General features: G+C 64.8%; 16 protein-coding genes, 6 tRNA genes and 3 rRNA genes. 3 read left to right on the top strand and 22 right to left on the bottom strand.

What is annotated here, in order from left to right:
* Positions 1-169 precede the first annotated feature (169 nt).
* The 21 genes from rplL to B6N23_RS11420 form a co-directional block, all read right to left on the bottom strand.
* Positions 170-541 (bottom strand): 50S ribosomal protein L7/L12, encoded by a 372-nt coding sequence (rplL, locus tag B6N23_RS11520; RefSeq protein WP_305498995.1) that lies wholly within the window; start codon positions 539-541, stop codon positions 170-172.
* A 119-nt stretch (positions 542-660) separates the two neighbouring features.
* Complete coding sequence (rplJ, locus tag B6N23_RS11515; protein ID WP_305498993.1) at positions 661-1,164, bottom strand: 50S ribosomal protein L10; 504 nt, start codon at positions 1,162-1,164, stop codon at positions 661-663.
* Positions 1,165-1,441: 277 nt separating this feature from the next.
* Positions 1,442-2,134 carry a 50S ribosomal protein L1 gene (gene rplA, locus B6N23_RS11510; RefSeq protein WP_119022619.1) on the bottom strand — a complete coding sequence of 231 codons (693 nt, stop codon included), beginning with the start codon at positions 2,132-2,134 and terminating at the stop codon, positions 1,442-1,444.
* A 2-nt stretch (positions 2,135-2,136) separates the two neighbouring features.
* Positions 2,137-2,568, bottom strand: a complete 432-nt coding sequence (rplK, locus tag B6N23_RS11505) for a 50S ribosomal protein L11 (RefSeq protein ID WP_305498990.1) — start codon at positions 2,566-2,568, stop codon at positions 2,137-2,139.
* An 89-nt stretch (positions 2,569-2,657) separates the two neighbouring features.
* Positions 2,658-3,191, bottom strand: coding sequence for a transcription termination/antitermination protein NusG (gene nusG / locus B6N23_RS11500; protein ID WP_119022620.1), 534 nt, complete (start codon positions 3,189-3,191; stop codon positions 2,658-2,660).
* An 8-nt stretch (positions 3,192-3,199) separates the two neighbouring features.
* Positions 3,200-3,568, bottom strand: coding sequence for a preprotein translocase subunit SecE (gene secE / locus B6N23_RS11495; protein ID WP_162899963.1), 369 nt, complete (start codon positions 3,566-3,568; stop codon positions 3,200-3,202).
* A gap of 71 nt (positions 3,569-3,639) precedes the next feature.
* Positions 3,640-3,715 (bottom strand) — tRNA-Trp (locus B6N23_RS11490).
* A gap of 142 nt (positions 3,716-3,857) precedes the next feature.
* Positions 3,858-3,932: transfer RNA gene (locus B6N23_RS11485), tRNA-Thr, on the bottom strand.
* A 23-nt stretch (positions 3,933-3,955) separates the two neighbouring features.
* Positions 3,956-4,029, bottom strand: a tRNA-Gly gene (locus tag B6N23_RS11480).
* 49 nt (positions 4,030-4,078) lie between these two features.
* A tRNA-Tyr gene (locus B6N23_RS11475) sits at positions 4,079-4,162 on the bottom strand.
* A 121-nt stretch (positions 4,163-4,283) separates the two neighbouring features.
* Positions 4,284-5,123: a type III pantothenate kinase gene (locus tag B6N23_RS11470; protein WP_305498988.1), complete on the bottom strand. Its 840-nt coding sequence runs from the start codon at positions 5,121-5,123 to the stop codon at positions 4,284-4,286.
* On the bottom strand, positions 5,120-6,103 hold the full coding sequence (locus tag B6N23_RS11465) for a biotin--[acetyl-CoA-carboxylase] ligase (protein ID WP_305498987.1): 984 nt from the start codon (positions 6,101-6,103) through the stop codon (positions 5,120-5,122). The genes B6N23_RS11470 and B6N23_RS11465 overlap by 4 nt, the downstream gene beginning before the upstream one ends.
* A 152-nt stretch (positions 6,104-6,255) precedes the next feature.
* Positions 6,256-6,371: ribosomal RNA gene (gene rrf / locus B6N23_RS11460) — 5S ribosomal RNA — on the bottom strand.
* A gap of 90 nt (positions 6,372-6,461) precedes the next feature.
* Positions 6,462-9,353: ribosomal RNA gene (locus tag B6N23_RS11455) — 23S ribosomal RNA — on the bottom strand.
* A 227-nt stretch (positions 9,354-9,580) separates the two neighbouring features.
* Positions 9,581-9,656, bottom strand: a tRNA-Ala gene (locus B6N23_RS11450).
* Between the two features lie 192 nt (positions 9,657-9,848).
* A tRNA-Ile gene (locus B6N23_RS11445) sits at positions 9,849-9,925 on the bottom strand.
* 93 nt (positions 9,926-10,018) lie between these two features.
* A 16S ribosomal RNA gene (locus B6N23_RS11440) occupies positions 10,019-11,557 on the bottom strand.
* Together the 16S, 23S and 5S rRNA genes with 2 tRNA genes alongside form the textbook arrangement of a ribosomal RNA operon.
* Before the next feature lie 584 nt (positions 11,558-12,141).
* Complete coding sequence (locus B6N23_RS11435) at positions 12,142-14,994, bottom strand: FAD-binding and (Fe-S)-binding domain-containing protein (protein ID WP_305498985.1); 2,853 nt, start codon at positions 14,992-14,994, stop codon at positions 12,142-12,144.
* Positions 14,994-15,671, bottom strand: coding sequence for a LutC/YkgG family protein (locus B6N23_RS11430; protein ID WP_305498983.1), 678 nt, complete (start codon positions 15,669-15,671; stop codon positions 14,994-14,996). Before B6N23_RS11430 ends, B6N23_RS11435 begins: the two co-directional genes overlap by 1 nt.
* Positions 15,668-17,122 (bottom strand): LutB/LldF family L-lactate oxidation iron-sulfur protein, encoded by a 1,455-nt coding sequence (locus B6N23_RS11425; RefSeq protein ID WP_305498981.1) that lies wholly within the window; start codon positions 17,120-17,122, stop codon positions 15,668-15,670. The genes B6N23_RS11430 and B6N23_RS11425 overlap by 4 nt, the downstream gene beginning before the upstream one ends.
* Entirely contained in the window at positions 17,119-17,874 is a 756-nt protein-coding gene (locus tag B6N23_RS11420) for a (Fe-S)-binding protein (protein WP_305498979.1), read from the bottom strand. The genes B6N23_RS11425 and B6N23_RS11420 overlap by 4 nt, the downstream gene beginning before the upstream one ends.
* Before the next feature lie 294 nt (positions 17,875-18,168).
* Here B6N23_RS11420 and B6N23_RS11415 point away from each other — a divergent pair, with 294 nt between their 5' ends.
* The 3 genes from B6N23_RS11415 to B6N23_RS11405 are packed head-to-tail and all read left to right on the top strand — an operon-like array spanning position 18,169 to position 22,236.
* Positions 18,169-18,960 carry a GntR family transcriptional regulator gene (locus B6N23_RS11415; RefSeq protein WP_305498977.1) on the top strand — a complete coding sequence of 264 codons (792 nt, stop codon included), beginning with the start codon at positions 18,169-18,171 and terminating at the stop codon, positions 18,958-18,960.
* The gene (locus tag B6N23_RS11410; protein WP_302139687.1) at positions 18,957-20,861 is read left to right on the top strand and encodes a sensor histidine kinase; all 1,905 of its coding nucleotides are present in this window, start codon (positions 18,957-18,959) and stop codon (positions 20,859-20,861) included. The genes B6N23_RS11415 and B6N23_RS11410 overlap by 4 nt, the downstream gene beginning before the upstream one ends.
* Entirely contained in the window at positions 20,854-22,236 is a 1,383-nt protein-coding gene (locus tag B6N23_RS11405; protein ID WP_305498974.1) for a sigma-54-dependent transcriptional regulator, read from the top strand. Before B6N23_RS11410 ends, B6N23_RS11405 begins: the two co-directional genes overlap by 8 nt.
* On the opposite strand, the gene B6N23_RS11400 is transcribed toward B6N23_RS11405, so the two are convergent.
* A complete protein-coding gene (locus B6N23_RS11400; RefSeq protein ID WP_305498972.1) occupies positions 22,212-22,883 on the bottom strand; it encodes a metal-dependent hydrolase in 672 nt (223 codons plus the stop codon). The two genes, B6N23_RS11405 and B6N23_RS11400, sit on opposite strands and share 25 nt — an antisense overlap.
* Between the last annotated feature and the right edge of the window lie 56 nt (positions 22,884-22,939).

The following is a 22,939-nucleotide window of genomic DNA, read 5'->3' as shown; positions in this document are numbered from 1 at the left end:
CCGTCAGGCGATGAAGGCAAGCGCCTGGCATGGGCGCTCGCCTTCGGAATTCGGCTGGCGGTTCTGCCCTGTCGGCAGAGGCCAGTGACAACAGAAAAAGGCCGGCAGCGGGTGTCCCGCCACCAGCCATGGAAGCTTACGCAGCGCGTGAAGCCATGGAGCCCAAGTCTTACTTGAGTTCCACGCCTGCGCCGGCTTCTTCCAGCTTGGCCTTGGCCGCTTCTGCGTCTTCCTTGGACATGCCTTCCTTGATGGTCGCCGGCGCGCCATCGACGGCACCCTTGGCTTCCTTCAGACCCAGGCCGGTGATCTCGCGAACGACCTTGATCACGTTGACCTTCTTGTCGCCGGCGCTGGTCAGCACCAGGTCGAACTCGGTCTGCTCTTCGGCAGCGGCTTCACCGCCGGCAGCCGGGCCAGCCATGACGGCGGCAGCGGCAGAGACGCCGAACTTCTCTTCCATCGCTTCGATCAGCTCGACGACTTCCATGACGGACATGTCGGCGACGGCGTTGATGATGTCTTCTTTGGTCAGTGCCATTGTCACGTTTCCTAACTTTGCGGGAGTCGCGGTGACCCGACGACTCGGGATTCAATATACGATTCAGGCGGCCAGCAGGAGTTCGCCAATCAGACGGCCTGCGATCAGACGGCCTGCGATCAGGCGGCTTGTTCCTGCTTCTGGTCGCGCAGGGCGGCCAGGGTACGGACCAGCTTGCCGGCAGACGCTTCCTTCATGACGGACATCAGCTTGGCGATGGCCTCGTCGTAGGTCGGCAGGGTCGCCAGGCGGTCGATATCAGCAGCCGGGATCAGCTCGCCTTCGTAGGCCAGCGCCTTGACTTCGAAGTCCTTCTCCGACTTGGCGAACTCCTTTAACAGACGGGCGGCGGCGCCCGGATGCTCGGTGGAGAAGGCCAGCAGGGTCGGGCCAACAAAGCTCTCGTTCAGACACTCCCACTGAGTGCCTTCGAGGGCGCGGCGTGCCAGGGTGTTGCGAACAACACGCAGCTGGACGCCATTCTCGCGGGCCTGCTTGCGCAGATCGGTCATCTTCTCGACCGTGACGCCACGAGAATCGGCAACTACGACGGAGAGCGCACCCTTGGCCGCTTCACTGACCTCGGCAACAATCGCCTTCTTGCCTTCGAGTGCTAGTGGCACAGTGATCACTCCTTCGTGCCGGAACCTCGCGATGAGGACTCCGGTGGTTACCATCTCCCCCACCGCTTGCCCGGAGGCGCCTGGCGGGGGTCCTGGGTGATGGTGCTCACCAGACACCTGGCGGCCACACCATCTGCGCAGGCCATCCCGGAGGGATGATTAAGCCGCCCTTCACGGGGAAGGGCGGCACCTGCGGTCTTTGACGGTGCCCCGCCGGCGAATATCGACTCCGCTCGGGGACCGCAAAGTTCTTGCAATCGTTCGATCCGCTGCCCGATCAGACCAGGGCAGAGTGATCCAGAGTCACGCCCGGGCCCATGGTGGTGGACAGGGTGATCTTCTTGAAGTAGATGCCCTTGGAGGAGCTCGGCTTCAGACGCTTCAGGTCAGCGACCAGCGCTTCCAGGTTGCCCTGGATGGCAGCGGCGTCGAAATCGACCTTGCCAAGGGTGGTGTGGATGATGCCGTTCTTGTCGGTACGGAAACGCACCTGACCGGCCTTGGCGTTCTTGACCGCAGTGGCCACGTCCGGGGTCACGGTGCCGACCTTGGGGTTCGGCATCAGGCCGCGCGGACCGAGGATCTGGCCCAGCTGGCCGACCACACGCATGGCGTCCGGGGAGGCGATGACCACGTCGAAGTCGAGCTGGCCCTTCTTGACCTGCTCGGCCAGGTCGTCCATGCCGACGATGTCGGCACCGGCTTCCTTGGCGGCATCGGCGTTGGCACCCTGGGTAAAGACGGCAACGCGCACGTCCTTGCCGGTACCGTTGGGCATCACGGTTGCACCGCGAACCACCTGGTCGGATTTACGCGGATCGACGCCCAGGTTGATGGCGACGTCCAGCGACTCCTTGAACTTGACGGTGGAGAGCTCGGCGAGCAGTGCCACGGCCTCTTCCAGAGAGTAGGCCTTGGTCGGATCGACCTTCTCGCGAATCAGTTTTGCACGCTTGGTCAGCTTGGCCATGATCAGAGACCCTCCACGTTCAGGCCCATGCTGCGGGCGCTACCGGCAATGGTACGCACAGCGGCGTCGAGATCGGCAGCCGTCAGATCCGGCTCCTTGGTCTTGGCGATCTCTTCGAGCTGCTCACGGGTCACGGTGCCGACCTTCTTCTTGTTCGGCTCACCGGAGCCGGACTTGATGCCAGCGGCCTTCTTCAGCAGGACCGCGGCGGGCGGGGTCTTGGTGATGAAGGTGAAGCTGCGGTCGGAATAGACGGTGATCACCACGGGAGTGGGCAGACCCGGCTCGATCTCCTGGGTCGCGGCGTTGAACGCCTTGCAGAACTCCATGATGTTCACGCCGTGCTGACCCAGAGCGGGACCGACGGAGGGACTCGGGTTGGCTTTGCCAGCTGCAACCTGCAGCTTGATGTAAGCCTGTACTTTCTTGGCCATGGTAAGACTCCAGTTGGGTAGTAGCGCCTTGCGGCTCCCCGGTGATGCGGCCACCTCGGCGGCCGCCTTGCTTGGTCAGGCCGAGCGGATTATTCCTTCTCGACCTGAGCGAATTCCAGTTCGACGGGAGTCGAGCGACCGAAGATCAGCACGCTGACCTGGACGCGGCTCTTGTCGTAGTTGACCTCTTCGACGACGCCGTTGAAGTCGGCGAAGGGGCCGTCGATGACACGCACGGACTGACCCGGCTCGAACAGCGTCTTGGGACGCGGCTTGTCGGTACCGTCCTGGACGCGACGAAGGATGGCATCGGCCTCCTTCTGGGTAATCGCGGCCGGCTTCTCCTTGGTGCCACCGATGAACCCCATGACGCGCGGGGTCTCGTTGACCAGGTGCCAGGTCTCGTCATCCATCTCCATCTCGACCAGCACGTAGCCGGGATAGAACTTGCGCTCGCTCTTGCGACGCTTGCCGTCACGCATCTCGACGACTTCTTCGGTCGGCACCAGGATCTCGCCGAAGCGATCTTCCATGCCGTACATCTTCACGCGCTCCTTGAGGGAGCGCATGACATGCTTCTCGAAGCCGGAGTAGGCGTGAACGACGTACCAACGCTTGGACATGGAGACTCCTAACCAATGACGCCGGACATCGCCCAGCCAAGAAGGGTGTCGATCAACCACAGCATCAGGCCGACCACCAGCACGGCCACCAGCACGATGGCGGTGGTCTGCACGGTCTCGGGACGCGTCGGCCAGACCACGCGCTGGATCTCTTTCTTGGCGGCGCGGGCCAGTTCGGCGAGCTCGCGGCCGCGGGCGGTGGTCAGGGCCACTACGCCAGCCAGCGCACACAGCGCGACGACACCCAGCACGCGGTAGAGCAGGGCCTGATCGGCGAAATAGGTATTACCGACCACGGCCAGAACCAGCAGAGTGACGACAGCCGCCCACTTGAGCCCGTCGTGGCGCGACTCCTGCACCTCGGCGCTATGCTTCATGAAAAGAGACTCCTCAGGGTGCGGCAATCGAAACATGAAATCTTTCGGGGACTCGCCAGCCTGGGGAAGGCTGGCAGGCCAGGAGGGAATCGAACCCCCAACCTGCGGTTTTGGAGACCGCTGCTCTGCCAATTGAGCTACTGGCCTGTATCTGCCTCTCGACCACCCTTTGCAGGCGGTCCGACACAGCGGGCGCCATGATAGCGGATAGGCATCCGCCTGGCAACCCCTTCCGCCAGAGGGGGGGGGCGGAAAGAGAAAAGGCGAGCCTCGGCTCGCCTTTTCAATGTGGAGCTCATGGACGGATTTGAACCGTCGACCTCACCCTTACCAAGGGTGTGCTCTACCCCTGAGCTACATGAGCAAAACCTTTGCATCCGGAGATGCTGGAGCGGGCAGCGGGAATCGAACCCGCACCATCAGCTTGGAAGGCTGAGGTTCTACCATTGAACTATGCCCGCCTACCCACTCTTGCTGCCTGCGCGCCTCGAGAGGCGCCTGGCGAAAATCTGGTGGAGGGGGAAGGATTCGAACCTTCGAAGCTTTCGCGGCAGATTTACAGTCTGCTCCCTTTGGCCACTCGGGAACCCCTCCAGCTGGTGGCATATCCTACCACCCTTTCTCTCGGTGTCAAGATGCTGTTTTATCAGCCTTCCCGACCGGAAACCTGTCGCCTTGCCGGCGCCGGCTTCCCCTTGGAACGCGGCGCATTGTGTCAAAGCAGCATGGAGAATGCAAGCCCAGCGCGAATCTTTTCCAGCGCCACCGGCGCCGGCACCCTGGGCGCCCCTGACATCCCGCCGGCACGCTCGGCGGCCGTGAGCGGGAAGCAGGCCTCCAGTCCGCCATAGACCATATCCGGCCACACCGCATGGGGCACCTGGAGGCCCCTGGCGACCACCCGCGCATCGCCGCCGGTGAGCAACAGCGGCAGCGCCACCCCCTCCATGTCGCAGACCTCGGCGTAGACGCGGTTGATGGCGCTCACCGCCGCCATGTAGATGCCGTGGTTGACCGCCTCCACCGTCCGCCTGCCGGGCACCAGCAGCTCCTCGGCCTCGCTGTCGGGATCGATCGCCACGTTGCGGGTACCCAGCTTGAGACTCTCCTTCATCAGCCGCAGCCCGGGCAGGATATAGCCCCCCAGAGGGCGTCCGCCCGGCAGCACGAAGTCGATGGTGATGGCACTGCCGCAGTCCACGGCACAGCAGCCGCCCGCCAGCTGGTAGCCCGCCAGCGCCCCGAGCCAGCGGTCGACGCCCAGCCGCTCGGGCTCCTCGTAGCCGTTGGTCACCCCGAGCGCCTCCGGGGTCGAGCGCGCCACGTGAACGTGCCCCACCTGGCGATGGAGCAACGCCACGGTCTCCTCCAGCACGGCGCGTCGCGCCACGCTGGAGATGCGCACCGCCTCCACGATGTCCAGATCGGGGATATCGGCGCCCGGGCGCCACTCCTCCCGGGTCCATACCGCGCCCCGGGAGCGAATCTCGCTGCTGTCGGCATCCTTCAGCCGCCACTTGGAGAGAGTGTTGCCGATATCGAGGTCGAGGATCATGAGCGCGCTCGCACGCTGATCTCGCCGCCAGCCAGCCGCTCGAGCCGACCCTCCCGGCGTACCAGCAGGTTGCCCGAGCCATCGACCCCTTCGGCCACCGCCGCCTCGCGGCGCTCGCCGCGCAGGATATCCACCTCATGATCCGCGAAGGCGTGACGCTCGTTCCAGGCCGCCTGCCAGGCGGGAAAGCCCTGCGCCTCGAAGCCGGCCATCAGCGACAGCAGCGCCTCGATCAGCTCCACGGCGAGCTCATTGCGCGACACGCCGGGCGCCTGGTCATGCACGGCGGCGGCGGGCTGATCCAGCCCCGCGCGAAACGCCGCGGGCAGGCCGACATTGATCCCCATGCCGATCACCACCTCGCAGGGCCCCGCGGTATCCCCCGTCACCTCGACCAGGATGCCGGCCAGCTTGCCGAACCCACCGTCCGGCTGCTCCAGGAGGACATCGTTGGGCCACTTGAGGCGAGGCGCCGCGCCGTGGCGCTCCAGCGCCTGAGCCAGCACCACGCCTATCGCCAGGCTCAGCCCCTCCAGCGCCGTCACACCGGAATCGACCCGCCAGCCGAGCGACAGCATCAGGCTCTGCCCCCAGGGAGTGTTCCAGGGGCGCCCCCGCCGGCCGCGCCCTGCGCTCTGCTGCTCCACCAGGCAGACCTCGCCATGGCCGGCGCCCTGGTCGAAGCGCTCACGCAGGAAGGCGTTGCTCGACGGCAGGGTCTCCTCGACGAACAGCCGCGTCAGCAGCCCGCGCGACTCCCGCGACAGGCCGGCGACGATGCGCGCCCCGTCGAGGAGCTCGAGCGGCTCGGCAAGCCTGTAGCCCTGCCCCTTCACCGCCTCCATGGCGATCCCCAGCGCCTCCAGCTTGCGCAGCTGCTTCCACACGGCCGCCCGCGCCACGCCGAGCCGCTCACCGAGCTGCTCGCCGGAGTGGAACTCGCCGTCGCTGAGCAGGCGAATCAGGTCTCCGATGGTCATTCGTAACCCTCAGACGGGAAAGGGCATCATTCTAGCGGATGCGAGGCGCCCCCGGAAACGTCGGAGATACAAACCTCCCCACCGGCGAGCCCGGGGCCCAAACGCGAAAAGCCCCGACCATCTCACGATGATCGGGGCTTTTCTCTATAAGTGCCTGACGATGACCTACTCTCACATGGGGAGACCCCACACTACCATCGGCGCTGAGCGGTTTCACTGCTGAGTTCGGCATGGGATCAGGTGGTTCACGCACGCTATGGTCGTCAGGCGAAAAGGGGGTGAATCATGCTCACGTCGAGACGTCTCTTGCGTATCCGCTGTCATCTGTCATCGACAGACAGACACACTTGGGTGTTATATGGTCAAGCCTCACGGGCAATTAGTATCGGTTAGCTCAACGCCTTGCAGCGCTTCCACACCCGACCTATCAACCAGCTGGTCTCGCTGGGCCCTTCAGGAGGCTCAAGGCCTCAGGGAAGTCTCATCTTGAAGGGGGCTTCCCGCTTAGATGCTTTCAGCGGTTATCCTGTCCGCACATAGCTACCCGGCAATGCCACTGGCGTGACAACCGGAACACCAGAGGTGCGTCCACTCCGGTCCTCTCGTACTAGGAGCAGCTCTTCTCAAACTTCCAACGCCCACGGCAGATAGGGACCGAACTGTCTCACGACGTTCTAAACCCAGCTCGCGTACCACTTTAAATGGCGAACAGCCATACCCTTGGGACCGACTTCAGCCCCAGGATGTGATGAGCCGACATCGAGAGGTGCCAAACACCGCCGTCGATGTGAACTCTTGGGCGGTATCAGCCTGTTATCCCCGGAGTACCTTTTATCCGTTGAGCGATGGCCCTTCCATACAGAACCACCGGATCACTAGAACCTACTTTCGTACCTGCTCGACGTGTCTGTCTCGCAGTCAAGCACCCTTATGCTCTTGCACTCAATGCACGATTTCCAACCGTGCTGAGGGTACCTTCGTGCTCCTCCGTTACGCTTTGGGAGGAGACCGCCCCAGTCAAACTACCCACCACACACGGTCCTCGATCCGGATAACGGACCTGAGTTAGAACGCCAATGATGCCAGGCTGGTATTTCAAGGTTGGCTCCACCCGAACTGGCGTCCGGGTTTCAAAGCCTCCCAGCTATCCTACACAAGCAACATCAGCGTCCAGTGTGAAGCTATAGTAAAGGTTCACGGGGTCTTTCCGTCTAGCCGCGGGTACACAGCATCTTCACTGCGATTTCAATTTCACTGAGTCTCGGGTGGAGACAGCGTGGCCATCATTACGCCATTCGTGCAGGTCGGAACTTACCCGACAAGGAATTTCGCTACCTTAGGACCGTTATAGTTACGGCCGCCGTTTACCGGGGCTTCGATCAGGAGCTTCGCTTGCGCTAACACCATCAATTAACCTTCCGGCACCGGGCAGGCGTCACACCCTATACGTCCGCTTGCGCGTTTGCAGAGTGCTGTGTTTTTAATAAACAGTTGCAGCCACCTGGTATCTTCGACCGCCTCGTGCTCCGGGAGCAAGTCCCTTCACACTAACGCGGCGTGCCTTCTCCCGAAGTTACGGCACCATTTTGCCTAGTTCCTTCACCCGAGTTCTCTCAAGCGCCTTGGTATTCTCTACCTGACCACCTGTGTCGGTTTGGGGTACGGTCCCACTGTATCTGAAGCTTAGAGGCTTTTCCTGGAAGCGTGGCATCGATGACTTCCTGACCGTAGTCAGTTCGTCTCGCCTCTCGGCCTTAGGATCCCGGATTTGCCTGAGATCCCAGCCTACTGGCTTTCACCAGGACAACCAACGCCTGGCTCACCTAGCCTTCTTCGTCCCCCCATCGCAATACAGTGAGGTACGGGAATATTGACCCGTTTCCCATCGACTACGCCTTTCGGCCTCGCCTTAGGGGCCGACTCACTCTGCTCCGATTAGCGTCGAACAGAAACCCTTGGTCTTCCGGCGGGGGAGTTTTTCACTCCCCTTGTCGTTACTCATGTCAGCATTCGCACTCGTGATACCTCCAGCAGACTTCTCAATCCACCTTCATCGGCTTACACGACGCTCCTCTACCGCTCATCCAGAGGATGAACCCGTAGCTTCGGCACCTGGTTTGAGCCCCGTTACATCTTCCGCGCAGGCCGACTCGACTAGTGAGCTATTACGCTTTCTTTAAAGGATGGCTGCTTCTAAGCCAACCTCCTAGCTGTCTGAGCCTTCCCACCTCGTTTCCCACTTAACCAGGATTTCGGGGCCTTAGCTGACGGTCTGGGTTGTTTCCCTTTTCACAACGGACGTTAGCACCCGCTGTGTGTCTCCCACGCTGCACTCACCGGTATTCGGAGTTTGCCTCGGGTTGGTAAGTCGGGATGACCCCCTAGCCGAAACAGTGCTCTACCCCCGGCGGTGATACGTGAGGCGCTACCTAAATAGCTTTCGAGGAGAACCAGCTATCTCCGGGCTTGATTAGCCTTTCACTCCGATCCACAAGTCATCCAAATCTTTTTTCAACAGATCCTGGTTCGGCCCTCCAGTTGATGTTACTCAACCTTCAACCTGCTCATGGATAGATCGCCCGGTTTCGGGTCTATTCCCAGCGACTGGTCGCCCAGTTAAGACTCGGTTTCCCTACGCCTCCCCTATACGGTTAAGCTCGCCACTGAAAATAAGTCGCTGACCCATTATACAAAAGGTACGCGGTCACAGAACAAGTCTGCTCCCACTGCTTGTACGCACACGGTTTCAGGATCTATTTCACTCCCCTCTCCGGGGTTCTTTTCGCCTTTCCCTCACGGTACTGGTTCACTATCGGTCAGCCAGGAGTATTTAGCCTTGGAGGATGGTCCCCCCATATTCAGTCAAGGTTTCACGTGCCCCGACCTACTCGATTTCACATGATCAGATTTTCGACTACGGGGCTATCACCCACTATGGCCGCGCTTCCCAGCGCGTTCGTCTAATCAGTCACATGCTTAAGGGCTGGTCCCCGTTCGCTCGCCGCTACTGGGGGAATCTCGGTTGATTTCTTTTCCTCGGGGTACTTAGATGTTTCAGTTCCCCCGGTTCGCCTCCCAACACCTATGGATTCAGTGTGGAATACCCTGCTTATGCAGGGTGGGTTTCCCCATTCAGAAATGCCCGGGTCACAGGTCGTTTGCCACCTCGCCGAGCCTTATCGCAGGCTACCACGTCTTTCATCGCCTCTGGCTGCCTAGGCATCCACCGTGTGCGCTTCATCGCTTGACCATATAACCCCAAGGGGTCTGATCTGCGATGACAGTTTGACAATTGCCGGATACGCTTGAGACGTATCTCATGTTCTTCCTGAATCTCTCCAGGAAGGAACGTTTGTCAGCATGATTCACATTGTTAAAGAGCAGACTGTCAATCGACAGTCATAAACCGGTCATTGCAAAGTGCAAGGTTGGCTTATGACTGCGGATCCGATCAGGTAATGACTGTTGTGGGGGGGATGGTGGAGCCAAGCGGGATCGAACCGCTGACCTCCTGCGTGCAAGGCAGGCGCTCTCCCAGCTGAGCTATGGCCCCGAGGCAATTTGTGTGAGACAAGGCGCTTCGATGCGACGCATAGCCTGCTATGCGAGTATCGGAGCAACGCGGTATCACGCAAATTTGGTGGGTCTGGGCAGATTTGAAACAAACCCCGCGACCTCACCCTTCTCTTCACAGAACTTCCGGGGGTGCGCTCTAACCAACTGAGCTGCCCGGCCGTTCAGAGAATGGTGGGTCTGGGCAGATTTGAACTGCCGACCTCACCCTTATCAGGGGTGCGCTCTAACCAACTGAGCTACAGACCCATTGGTCACGCTGGGCCTATACCCAAACAGTCTTTGCTCTGGTCGATCAGGTAATTCATTGTGAGCACTTGCCGCGTGTCGGGACGTCGTCGATAAGGAGGTGATCCAGCCGCAGGTTCCCCTACGGCTACCTTGTTACGACTTCACCCCAGTCATGAACCACACCGTGGTGATCGCCCTCCGAAGTTAGGCTAACCACTTCTGGTGCAGTCCACTCCCATGGTGTGACGGGCGGTGTGTACAAGGCCCGGGAACGTATTCACCGTGACATTCTGATTCACGATTACTAGCGATTCCGACTTCACGGAGTCGAGTTGCAGACTCCGATCCGGACTGAGACCAGCTTTTCGGGATTAGCTCCACCTCGCGGCTTCGCAACCCTTTGTACCGGCCATTGTAGCACGTGTGTAGCCCTACCCGTAAGGGCCATGATGACTTGACGTCGTCCCCACCTTCCTCCGGTTTGTCACCGGCAGTCTCCTTAGAGTTCCCGACATGACTCGCTGGCAAATAAGGACAAGGGTTGCGCTCGTTACGGGACTTAACCCAACATTTCACAACACGAGCTGACGACAGCCATGCAGCACCTGTCTGTGCGTTCCCGAAGGCACCAAGGCATCTCTACCAAGTTCGCACGATGTCAAGGGTAGGTAAGGTTCTTCGCGTTGCATCGAATTAAACCACATGCTCCACCGCTTGTGCGGGCCCCCGTCAATTCATTTGAGTTTTAACCTTGCGGCCGTACTCCCCAGGCGGTCGACTTATCGCGTTAACTGCGCCACAAAGCTCTCAAGGAGCCCAACGGCTAGTCGACATCGTTTACGGCGTGGACTACCAGGGTATCTAATCCTGTTTGCTACCCACGCTTTCGCACCTCAGCGTCAGTGTCAGTCCAGAAGGCCGCCTTCGCCACTGGTATTCCTCCCGATCTCTACGCATTTCACCGCTACACCGGGAATTCTACCTTCCTCTCCTGCACTCTAGCCTGACAGTTCCGGATGCCGTTCCCAGGTTGAGCCCGGGGCTTTCACAACCGGCTTATCAGACCGCCTACGCGCGCTTTACGCCCAGTAATTCCGATTAACGCTCGCACCCTCCGTATTACCGCGGCTGCTGGCACGGAGTTAGCCGGTGCTTCTTCTGTGGGTGATGTCCTTCCTCGAGGGTATTAGCCCCAAGGCTTTCTTCCCCACTGAAAGTGCTTTACAACCCGAAGGCCTTCTTCACACACGCGGCATGGCTGGATCAGGCTTTCGCCCATTGTCCAATATTCCCCACTGCTGCCTCCCGTAGGAGTTCGGGCCGTGTCTCAGTCCCGATGTGGCTGATCATCCTCTCAGACCAGCTACGGATCGTCGCCTTGGTGAGCCATTACCTCACCAACAAGCTAATCCGACATAGACTCATCCGATAGCGCAAGGTCCGAAGATCCCCTGCTTTCTCCCGTAGGACGTATGCGGTATTAGCCTGGGTTTCCCCAGGTTATCCCCCACTACCGGGCAGATTTCTATGCATTACTCACCCGTCCGCCGCTCGCCACCAGGAAGCAAGCTTCCCGTGCTGCCGCTCGACTTGCATGTGTTAGGCCTGCCGCCAGCGTTCAATCTGAGCCATGATCAAACTCTTCAGTTTAAGATCATATAGTCCTTACCCTTCGAAGAAGGAAGCGGACCAAACTTGGCTCAAGGTTCAAACGTTCTCAAAAAGATCCGAAGATCTTTGACGAGTCGCTTGCCTTGATGTTTCAGTGACTGGTCACCGACACATCGACAAGCGCCCACATGAATTACCTGATCGATTGTTAAAGAGCGGCTCCCGTCTCGGCATCCGAGTGGAGCATCTCGCTTGCTGTCGGTGAGAGTGAACTCTCTGTCACCAGCGCCCTGCGAGGAAGGCGTATTCTACCGATTCGCTTCAGCGTGTCAAGCGGCGGTTGGCGGTGCGTGGCACCCCGTCCGATTTCCGCTGACTGCCCGCCTCATCTTGCCGAGGCGCTGCGAATAGAGCCCTCAGCGAGCCCTGCAGAACAAGTGGTGCGCATTCTAGCGAATCCGCGGCGAGTGTCAAGCGAGAAGATTTTCGAAACTTTCAAAAACCTCAAGCAGAACAACCACTTCTACCACCTTTCACCGCCTGAAACCTTGCTGGTCACCGGCAGCGGATGCGTACTTTACGGCTTCCCCCGGCCCGGGGCAAGCCCTTTTGATAAAAAAGTGTCAGGAGCCCGGTCGGCTCGCCCGATCCAGCAGGGAGAGGATGGAGCGATAGGGGATTTCGCCATGTCGCGCCAGCCCGATCTCGCAGGTTCGCGAGTTGGAGTAGCCGGCACTGCACCCCTTCACCTGGTCGGCGAGCCCCGCCAGCGCCGAGGCGTTCAGCTCCGGCGTGGTGAAGCCCTTGTCGCCGGCGAAGCCACAGCAGGTGATCTCGGCGGGCACCACCACCTCCCGGGCACAGGCGCGGGCCAGGGCCACCATCTTCTCGCCGAGGCCCATGTGCGTGCTCGAGCAGGTCACATGGACCGCGACCTTCTCGTCCAGCTGGACCAGGGAGAGGCGCTCCAGCAGGTGATCATGGGCAAAGGCCACCGGCTCGCTGACCGCCAGCCGCTTGTCCAGGCGCGCCTGCAGGTGCAGCACGCAGGGACTGGTATCCATCAGGATCGGATAGCGGCCGTTCTGGCTCGCCACCAGCAGCTCGCGGTTGAGCTCCCGCGCCTTGTGGGTCGCCTCCTCGAACTGCCCCTTGGAGTTGAAGGCCATGCCGCAGCAGAGGTGCCCGACCATCTCGGGAATGATCACCTCGAAGCCGGCCCGTTCGAGCAGCGCCAGGGTGATCTCCATCGCCGAACGCGTCTCCTCGCCATCCTGGCGGCTGGCGCCGAATACCCGGGTCGCACAGCTGGGCAGGTAGACGACCTTGTCGCGACCCTGGCCCGAAGGCGGCTGCTTGAGCACGCGGACCGGCGCGGCCTGGGGCAACGCCGGCGTCCACTGGGGCAGGCGCCCGCCGCTGAGGCGGCGCGCACTACCGCTGGCCTTCTCCATCAGGTCGTCGCCGAGCACCCGGTTGGCCGCACCGGCGACGCTCAGGGCCCCACGCGCCATGCGGGTCACTCCGGAGAAGTGGCGGCCCACCCGATGGGCCAGCCCAGCTCGGCTCGCCAGGCGCTCGTGACGCAGTTCGCGCACCAGGTCACCCGTATTGATGCCCACCGGGCACTGGGTGGCGCAGAGGCCATCGGCGGCACAGGTCTCGTCGACCGCGTAGCCGCAAGCGGCGCGCAGCGCGGCCAGGCGCTCGACCTCCTCGCCGCTGGCCGCCTCGCCCAGCGCCTCGAGGCGCGCCATCTCGCGGGCGATGACGATGCGCTGACGGGGCGTCAGGGTGAGATCCTTCGACGGGCAGACATGCTCGCAGAAGCCGCACTCGATGCACTTGTCGACGATCTCGTGAGCGGCCGGCAGCGGCTTGAGGTTCTCCAGATGCAGGGTGGGGTTACGGCTGAGAATCACCTCGGGATTGAGCAGGTTCTCGGGGTCGAACAGCGCCTTGATCTCCCACATCAGGGCATAGGCCTCGGGACCCCACTCCAGCTCCACATAGGGGGCCATGTTGCGCCCGGTCCCGTGCTCGGCCTTGAGCGAGCCGCCGTACTCGACGCCCACCAGCTGGGCGACCTCGTCCATCAGCCCCTGGTAGCGCTCGACCTCGCCGGGCTTCTCGAAGCCCTGGGGGAAGACGAAGTGCAGGTTGCCCTCCAGGGCGTGGCCGAAGAGGATCGTCTCCGGGTAGCCGTGGCGATGGAAGACTTCGGTCAGCGCCAGCACGCCCTCGTCGAGGCGCTCAACGGGAAAGGCCACGTCCTCGATGATCACCGTGGTGCCGGTATCGCGCACCGCACCCACCGCCGGGAAGAGCCCCTTGCGGATCTTCCAGTAGAGCTCGTAGGTGGCCGGCTCGCGGGTGAAGGTGACCGGCTCCAGGGTGCGGATGCCCTCCAGGCTCGCCTGCACCTCTGCCATGCGCGACTCGAGATCCGCCTCATCGTGGCCGCGCACGTCGATCAGCAGCGCCGCGGCCCCGTCGGGGAGGGTGCGCAGGGACTCCGGCATGCCGGGCTTGTCCTGCACCGAGCGCAGGGCGGCACGGTCCATCAGCTCCACCGCGGAGACCGGCGAGGGCTTGAGTGCGATGGTGGCGCGACAGGTGGTGGCCATGTCGGGGAAGAAGGCCAGCGCGGCCGCCTTGCAGGGCTCGTCAACCACGCTGTCGTAGGTGATGGTGCTGATAAAGCCAAGGGTGCCCTCGGAGCCGATCATCAGGTGCTTGAGGATCTCGATGCCATCCTCGAAGTCGACCAGGCTGTTGAGGGCATAGCCGGTGGTGTTCTTCAGCCGGTACTTGTGGCGAACCTTCTCGGCGAGGGCCTCGTTGGCCCGAGTCTCGGCGGAGAGGCGCTCGAGGCCCTCGACCAGCCCGGCGTGGGAGCGGCGGAAGGCCTCGCGACTGGCGGGATCGGCGGTGTCCAACAGGGTGCCGTCGGCCAGGATCACGCGCAGGTCGCGCAGCGTGCGATAGCTGTTCTGGGCGGTGCCGCAGCACATGCCCGAGGCGTTGTTGGCGGCAATGCCGCCGATCATGCAGCTGTTGATGGAGGCAGGGTCCGGCCCGATCTTGCGCCCGAAGGGCGCCAGCAGCTGGTTGGCCCGGGCGCCGATCACCCCGGGCTGCAGGCGGATCGCGCGCCCCGCATCGAGGATCTCGTGGCCGCGCCAGCCGCGGCCGAGCTGGATCAGCACCGAGTCGGTCACCGCCTGGCCGGAGAGCGAGGTGCCGGCGGCCCGGAAGGTCACCGGCACGCCACGGGCGCGGCACTCGGCCAGCACCCGCTGCAGCTCGTCCTCGCTCTCGGGACGCACCACCAGCCTGGGAATCAGCCGATAGAAGCTGGCGTCGGTGCCGTAGGCCAGGGTGCGCAGCGGGTCATCGATCAGCCGCTCGCCGGGGATCGATTCCGCCAGGACCCGCTTCAGCTCGGCATAGGTGGCCTCGGACGGCGCCTTCATCACGCCTCCCCCGGCGCCGTGCCTGCGTGGCGCACGATCACCACCAGCTCCCGGGGACCGTGGACGCCATAGGCCAGGGTCTGTTCGATATCGGCGGTCTTGCTGGGCCCGGAGATCAGCAGCGCATTGGTGGGCATCCCGTTGGCCCAGCCGTGGCGCTCCACCACGTCGAAGAAGGTCTCCTCGACGGTGTCGGCATCCAGCACCGCGATATGGAGCGGCGGCACCAGGCTGATCAGGCGTGGCTCGTCGGGGGTCGGCCAGAGCCACAGGCTGCCGGTCTCGGCGATGGCACCCAGAGTCGAGGTCAGGCCGGCATCGACGCGCTCGAACTGCTCCTGCTGCCAGCCCTCGATATCGCGGTCGACCTCGACCAGCTCGACGCCGGCATCGGCCAGGGCCTCTCGAGCCTCGGCGGCCACCGGATGCTCGCGCCCCAGGGCCAGCCGGCGCACCCCCCTCTCGGCCAGCACCTCGGCCAGGGGCCGCGTCCAGTCGTCATGGCTGGCATGAACCACCTCCCCGTGGACCGAGGTGATCCAGCGTTCGAAGCGGGCCAGGCGCTCCTCCTGGCTCCAGCCGCGGCCGGTCACCACTGAGAAGTCGCTCTCGGGGGCGCTCAGTGGGCCGTCGAGGCGCTCGCGCAGGCGCTTGAGAATGGCGTTGCGGGCACTCATCGGCGCTCCTCCTCACGGGTTGGCTCGGTGCGGGGCTGGCCCGCCTGGTGCTCCTTGACCAAGGCGTGCAGGGACCTGGCGGCCGGTGCCGGAGCGGTGCGGTAGTCGGTCCAGGCGCCCAGCTTAGACGGCATCAGCGCCTTGAGCTTGCCCGCCAGGGCGGTGCCGCTGCGCCAGGCGCCGGGGTGGGTGGCCAGCCACTGGAACCCCTTCCAGGCGGCAGCCTCCTTGCGAGTGCGCTTGATCCCGGCACCGGGCACGTTACCGCGCCCCTCGCCCACCGACTCCTTGCGCAGCCGCACCAGCAGGTCGGGGATCGGAATCTTCACCGGGCAGACTTCGCCACAGGCGCCGCACAGGCTGGAGGCGGTGGGCAGGTCCTTGGTCTCCTCGAGCCCCATCAGGTGGGGCGAGAGGATGCTGCCGATCGGGCCGGGGTAGGTGGTGCCGTAGGTGTGGCCGCCCACCCGGGTATAGACGGGGCAGTGGTTCATGCAGGCGCCGCAACGGATGCAGCGCAGGGTGTCGAGCAGTTCGTCATCCTGATAGATGCGCGAACGGCCGCTGTCCACCAGCACCAGGTGGACCTCCTTCGGCCCGTCGTGCTCCCCCTCCCTGCGCGGCGAGCTGATCATGTTGAAGTAGGTGGTGACGTGCTGGCCGGTGGCGGAGCGGGTCAGCAGCGCATAGAGCGGCGGCACGTCGCGCAGGTGCTCCACCACCTTCTCGATGCCGGTCACGGCGATGTGCACCGGCGGCACCGTGGTGGTCATGCGCCCGTTGCCCTCGTTCTCCACCAGGCAAAGGGTGCCGGTCTCGGCCACCGCGAAGTTGACCCCGGAGATGCCCACATCGGCGGCCATGAAGCGCTCGCGCAGCTGCTGGCGTGCCGCCGCGGTCATGTAGTCGACGTCCCGGGTGCGCTCGGTGCCGGTCTTCTCGTGCATGATCTCGGAGATCTCATCGGTGTTGAGATGGATCGCCGGCATGATGATATGGGAGGGAGTCTGCTCGTTGAGCTGCACCAGGTACTCGCCGAGGTCCGACTCCAGCGCCTCGATGCCCGCCGCCTCGAGGTGGGCGTTGAGGTGCATCTCCTCGGAGACCATGGACTTGCCCTTGATCACCGACCTGGCACCGTGGGACTCGCAGATCTCGCGGATGATGCGGCACGCCTCCTCACCATTCTCGGCCCAGTGCACCCGGATGCCGTTGGCCTGGCAGTTGGCCTCCAGCTGCTCCAGCAGGTCGGGCAGCCTGGCCAGCGCCCGCAGGCGGATGTTGGCACCCAGCTCGCGCAGGGTCTCGAGGTCCCAGTCCGCGAAGGCGTCGCGGCGCTTGGCCATCAGACCGTCCATGGCGCGACGGAAGTTGCCGCGAATCTGCGGATTGCCGAGGGCGTCATGGGCTTGGCGGTGGAACTCCCGGGGGGTGAAAGTCTGTACGCTCATGAGGTTCTCCGCCACAGGTAGCTGGCGATGTGCTCGCCCTTCACGGCCTTCTTCTGATGCGCGAAGCGCCCGCCGATGTTCATCAGGCAGCCGCAGTCGGAGCTGACGAAGCGCTCGGCCCCGGCCGCCTCGATGGCCAGGGTCTTGTCCTCCACCATGGCGGCGGAGACCTCCGGGTGGCGCACGGCGAAGGTGCCGCCGAAGCCGCAGCACTCGGCGGCACGCGCCTGCTCGACCAGCTCCACCTGGCCGAGCTGGGCCAGCAGCGCCGGGCCGGTTTCGGCCAGGCCCATCTCGCGGCGTGCGCTGCAGGAGGTGTGCATGGCCACCTTCTCGGGCGCACCGCGATCCTCCAGCTTCAGGTGGGAGACATGCACCAGGAACTCGGTCAGTTCAAAGATGCGTCCGGCCACCTCGTTGGCCTTTGCCTCCTGAGGGGTGCCGGCGAAGAGCTGTGGGTAGTGGGTGCGCATCATGCCGCCGCAGGAGCCGGAGGGTACGATGATCGGCCAGGGCTCGGGGAAGAGACCAAGCTGTGCCGCCGCCACCGCCCGCGCCTCCTCCTGGTAGCCGGAGGTGTAGGCCGGCTGGCCGCAGCAGGTCTGGTCCTGGGGAAAGAGCACCTCGATGCCCTCCCGCTCCAGCAGGCGAATCCCGTCCAGGCCGGCTTCAGGATAGAAGAGGTCGATCAGGCAGGTACCGAAGAAGTAGACCTTCTCCGGCCTGGGCGGGTAGCACTTGACTGGCGTCATCGGCAGAATCCTCGTCAGACAGGACGGCGGCGCTGAATGAATTGGTCAAACCAATTTACAGCAGGCGAATGGGCGCACCTTAGGAGGGGCACCCCGACAGTGTCAAACCTGGACGGGCCTTTTTCCTGCCCCACAGCGCTATACTTTGGTAGTGGGGCATTTGCCCTCCACGGCAACCTACTGAAAGCCGGAAAGAAAATGACACGCTCCCGTGCGGCGCCACGGCGGAGATATTGGTATTACCAATTCAATGTCGTACCCTGACACCGGCACCATCGATCCGGAGTTCCCCCCATGGCCTATCAACCCGTACGCCAACCCCGCCTCGCCGACGTGCTCACCGAGCGGATCGAGGCGATGATCCTCGAGGGCAGCCTCAAGCCCGGGCAGCGCCTGCCCCCGGAGCGGGAGCTGGCCGAGCAGTTCGGCGTCTCCCGCCCCTCGCTGCGCGAGGCGATCCAGAAGCTCTCCGCCCGCGGGCTGCTGATCAGTCGCCAGGGCGGCGGCACCTTCGTCTCCGAGGCGCTCACCAGCGGCTACAGCGACCCCATCCTGGAGATGCTCTCTCGCCACGGCGAGTTCCATCTCGACCTGCTCGAGTTTCGCGACGCCATGGAAGGCATCTCCGCCTACTATGCGGCGCTGCGCTCCACGCCCACCGACCGGGCGCTGCTGATCAAGCGCTTCGAGGAGCTGGACGCCTGCTTCCAGGGCAAGGACCCGGTGCGCGAGGCCAAGGCCGATGCCGCCTTCCACCTGGCCATCGCCGAGGCCGCCCACAACGTGCTGCTGCTGCTGCTGCATACCATACGCGGCATCTTCCACCTTCTGGAGCGCAGCATCGTCGACAACCTGGCCCACCTCTTCGAGAACCCCGAGTCGCGCCCGAAGCTGATGGCCCAGCACCGCGCCCTGCTCGACGCCATCCTCGAGGGACGCGCCGAGGACGCCCGAGACCGTGCCCATGAGCACCTGGTCTACGTGGAGGAGGGGCTGCTGGAACTGGCCCGGGCCGAGACCCGCGCCCAGCGCGCCCTGCGCCGCGCCCAGGCGATGCCCGCGACGCGGCGAGAAGCCGCCTCGTGAGACGGCCTCGACGCTGGCGGGCCCTGCTGCTGCTGGCCGCCCCCCTGGGGCTGGCTCTGGTGATGTGGCAGGCGGCCCAGGTGGCCCGGGACCAGGCGCTGCAGACCCTCGAGCAGGACGCCGAGAACGAGCTGCGCCTCTCGGCGGCGGGCCTGATCGGCCACCTCTCCCGCCACGACTACCTGCCCCGGCTGCTCGCCACCCGCGAAGGGGTGCAGCGCTTCCTGGCCTCCCCCCACAGCCAGGACGCCATGCCCCTCAACCTGCTGCTGGACCGCTTCCGGGCCACCGCCGACGTCTCGGACGTCTACCTGCTCGACCGCCACGCCGACACCCTGGCCGCCAGCAACTGGCACCTGCCCAACACCTTCATCGGCCAGAACTACGCCTTTCGCAGCTACTACACCGACGCCATCGCCGGCGGCCAGGGGCGCTTCTATGGCCTCGGCGTGCAGTCGCTGGAGCGCGGCTACTACTTCTCCGCGCCGGTCTGGCTGGATGACACCCAGCCCGACTCGAGCCCCGACGGCGTGATGGTGGTCAAGGTGCTGCTGGATGAAGTCGAGGAGAGCTGGGCCGACCAGGACGCCGAGCTGCTGGTCACCGACAAGGACGAGATCATCTTCATGGCCAGCCGGGAAGAGCTGCGCATGACCTCCCTGCACCCGCTCTCCGAGGAGGAGCGCCAGGCGCTGCTGGCCACTCGTCGCTACGCGGATGAGCCCCTGACCCACTCCGGGGTCGAGCTGCTCGAGCGCCGCGGCGAGCGCACCCGCCTGGTGGGCTTCCGCGGAGGGCCCCTGTCCGGCCCCCGCTATCTGGCCGTCTCCCGCCCCCTGGAGGAGTTCGGCTGGGAGATGCATATCCTCAAGTCGGTGAGCCCGGTGATCCAGGCCCAATGGGTCTCGGCGCTGCTGGCCGGCGGGCTCTACGGCATCGTGCTGCTGGGCGGCGGCATCGGCTGGCAGCGCCTGCGCCTGCGCCGCGAACGCGAGCAGTTCGCCGAGCGCGAGCGCCAGACCCTGGCCCGCGCCCGGGACGAGCTGGAGCGCAACGTCGAGCGCCGCACCCGGGACCTGCTGGAGACCAACCGCCGACTCTCCGCCGAGATCGACGAGCGCCGGCGCGCCGAGGAGAGCCTGCGCCAGACCCGCGACGAGCTGATCCAGGCCGCCAAGCTCGCCGTGCTCGGCCAGCTGGCCGCCGGCATCAATCACGAGCTCAACCAGCCCCTGGCGGCGATCCGCGCCTATGCCGAGAACGCCCGCACCTTCCTGGCCCGCCAGCGCCTGGAGAGCGTCGACCTCAACCTCGAGCAGATCGTCGAACTGACCGCACGAATGTCGGAGATCAGCGCCCAGCTGCGCCAGTTCTCGCGCAAGAGCGGCGAGACGCTCACCGCCGTCTCCCCCGTCGCCTGCTTCGACTACGCCCTGCGACTGTTCCAGACCCGGCTGCGCGACAGCGACGTGGAGGTGATCCGCCGCTGGCCCGACCAGGAGGCCTGGGTGCGCGCCGACCTGGTGCGCCTCGAGCAGGTGCTGGTCAATCTGATCGGCAACGCCCTGCAGGCCATGGCCGACACCCCTGCCCCGCGCCTCGAGCTGAGCGTCGAGGTGTGGGACGACCGGGTGGTGCTGGGGGTGGCCGACAACGGGCCGGGGATCGCCGAGGAGAACCTGACCCGCATCTTCGAACCCTTCTTCACCACCAAGTCATCCGGCAAGGGGCTCGGGCTAGGCCTGTCGATCTCCTCGCGGATCGTCGACGACCTGGGCGGGCGCCTGAGTGCCGCCAACCGCCCCGAGGGCGGCGCCCTCTTCACCATTCGGCTGCCCCGCGACGAAGGCCGGCGCACCGTGAACGCCCAGCCCGATCAGGAGACCCTCCCCCATGCATGACCCGGCCGCCATCCCGGTGATGATCATCGATGACGAACCCCATCTGCGGATCACCGCCGGCCAGACCCTGGAGCTTGCCGGCTATGCCCCCGAGCCCCATGCCAGCGCCGAGGCGGCCCTTGAACAGCTGGCCCCGGACTTTCCCGGCGTGGTGGTCAGCGACATCCGCATGCCCGGCATGGACGGCATGGCGCTGCTGCGCGAGGTCCGGCTGCGCGACCCGGACCTGCCGGTGATCCTGATCACCGGCCACGGCGACATCTCCACCGCGGTGGAGGCGATGCGCGAGGGGGCCTGGGACTTCCTCGAGAAGCCCTTCGCCGCCGAGCGGCTGGTGGAGGTGGTGCGCCGCGGCGTGGAGAAGCGTCGGCTCAGCCTGGAGAACCGCGAGCTCAAGGCGGAGCTGGAGGCCCAGCAGTCGGCCCTGGGCCCGCGGCTGGTGGGGCGCACCCCGGCCATCCAGCGGCTCGCCTCCATGGTGCAGCGCATCAGCCAGGTGGAGGCCGACGTGCTGCTCTTCGGCGAGACCGGTGCCGGCAAGGATCTGGTGGCCCGCGCCATCCATGAGCGCAGCCACCGCGCGCCGCGACCCTTCGTGGCCATCAACTGCGGTGCGGTGCCCGAGAGCACCATCGAGTCGGAGCTGTTCGGCCACGAGAAGGGCGCCTTCACCGGCGCGGTGGAGCGGCGGGTCGGCAAGTTCGAACACGCCGACGGTGGCACCGTCTTCCTGGACGAGATCGAGTCGATGCCGCTCGCCCTTCAGGTCAAGCTGCTGCGGGTGCTGCAGGAGCGCAGCGTGGAGCGGCTCGGCTCCAACGTCCCGGTGCCCCTGGACATCCGGGTGATTGCCGCCACCAAGGTCGACCTCAAGGCCGCCGCCGAGGCCGGCGAGTTCCGCGAGGACCTCTACTACCGACTCAACGTGGTGACCCTTCCGATCCCGCCGCTGCGCGAGCGCCGCGAGGACATCCCGCTGCTCTTCCAGCACTTCGCGGTGGTGGCCGCCAACCGCAGCGGCCTCGAGGCGCCGCCCCTGGACGCCGCCGGCATCAGCGCCCTGCTGGCCCACGACTGGCCGGGCAACGTGCGCGAGCTGCGCAACCTCGCCGAGCGCTACGTGCTGCTCGGCGCCGCCTTCGACTACCGGCTGCAGGCGCTGCTCGAGGGCGCCGAGAGCGAGGCCGGCGAGCTGCCCCTGCCCCAGCAGGTGGAGCTGTTCGAGAAGAGCCTGATCGACCAGGCCCTGGCGCGCCAGCGCGGCCGGGTCACCGAGGTGGCCGAGCAGCTCGGCCTGCCCCGCAAGACCCTCTACGACAAGCTCAGGAAGTACGGCCTCAAGGCCGAGGACTACCGCCAGAGCGCAGCACCCTGAGCCAGCAGCGCCCACAGCGGCGCCAGCGGGGGTAGCCAGGGCAGCAGGTTGACCGCCGCCAGCAGCATCACCAGGGAGTTGCCCGGCGAGCGCCAGTCGAAGGGCTTGAGGGCGGTGCCGAAGGAGCGCTTGATGCGCGCCCCGGTGAGGTCGACGCTGTAGAGCTCGTCGAGCAGCAGGTGGATGACGAAGCCCAGCGCCACCGCCAGCCCGTGGGCCCAGGCCAGGATATCGGGCTGGGCGAAGAGCCGCTGGCTGAGCGCCACGCTGATCAGGCCGCACAGGGCGGCCGCCAGCAGCGAGTGCCACAGGCCACGATGCACCGTGAAACGCGAGAAGAGGGCCCCGGCCAGGTAGCGCACGCCGAGATAGATCGCCCCGCACGCCAGCAGCAGGCCGCCGGCGTCGAGCCGCCCCTGCAGCAGCAGGGCGCCGGCCACCACCCCGGGCACCGCCAGCAGGTTGAAGATCAGCCGGATCGCCTTGGAACGGTCGGCGTCGATATCGGGCAGGATGCCGCCGAAGGTCACCAGCGCCAGCATCGGCAGGGCCTCCCAGGCCGTCCACAGGCCCGCCTGCCAGCCGCCATGGGCGACCACGGCACCGCCGGCGGCGGCCACGCCAAGATGGGTGCGGAAGTCGGCCATGCCGGGGCGAGCCCTCGATGTACTGGAGAAACATGCACTGGATAAATCACCAGATT

Origin of the sequence: Halomonas alkalicola, assembly GCF_030704205.1 — a bacterium.
In the GTDB taxonomy this organism is placed as follows: domain Bacteria; phylum Pseudomonadota; class Gammaproteobacteria; order Pseudomonadales; family Halomonadaceae; genus Halomonas; species Halomonas alkalicola.
Note: the sequence above shows the minus strand (reverse complement) of the source record. Positions and strands in the feature narration are given on the sequence as shown.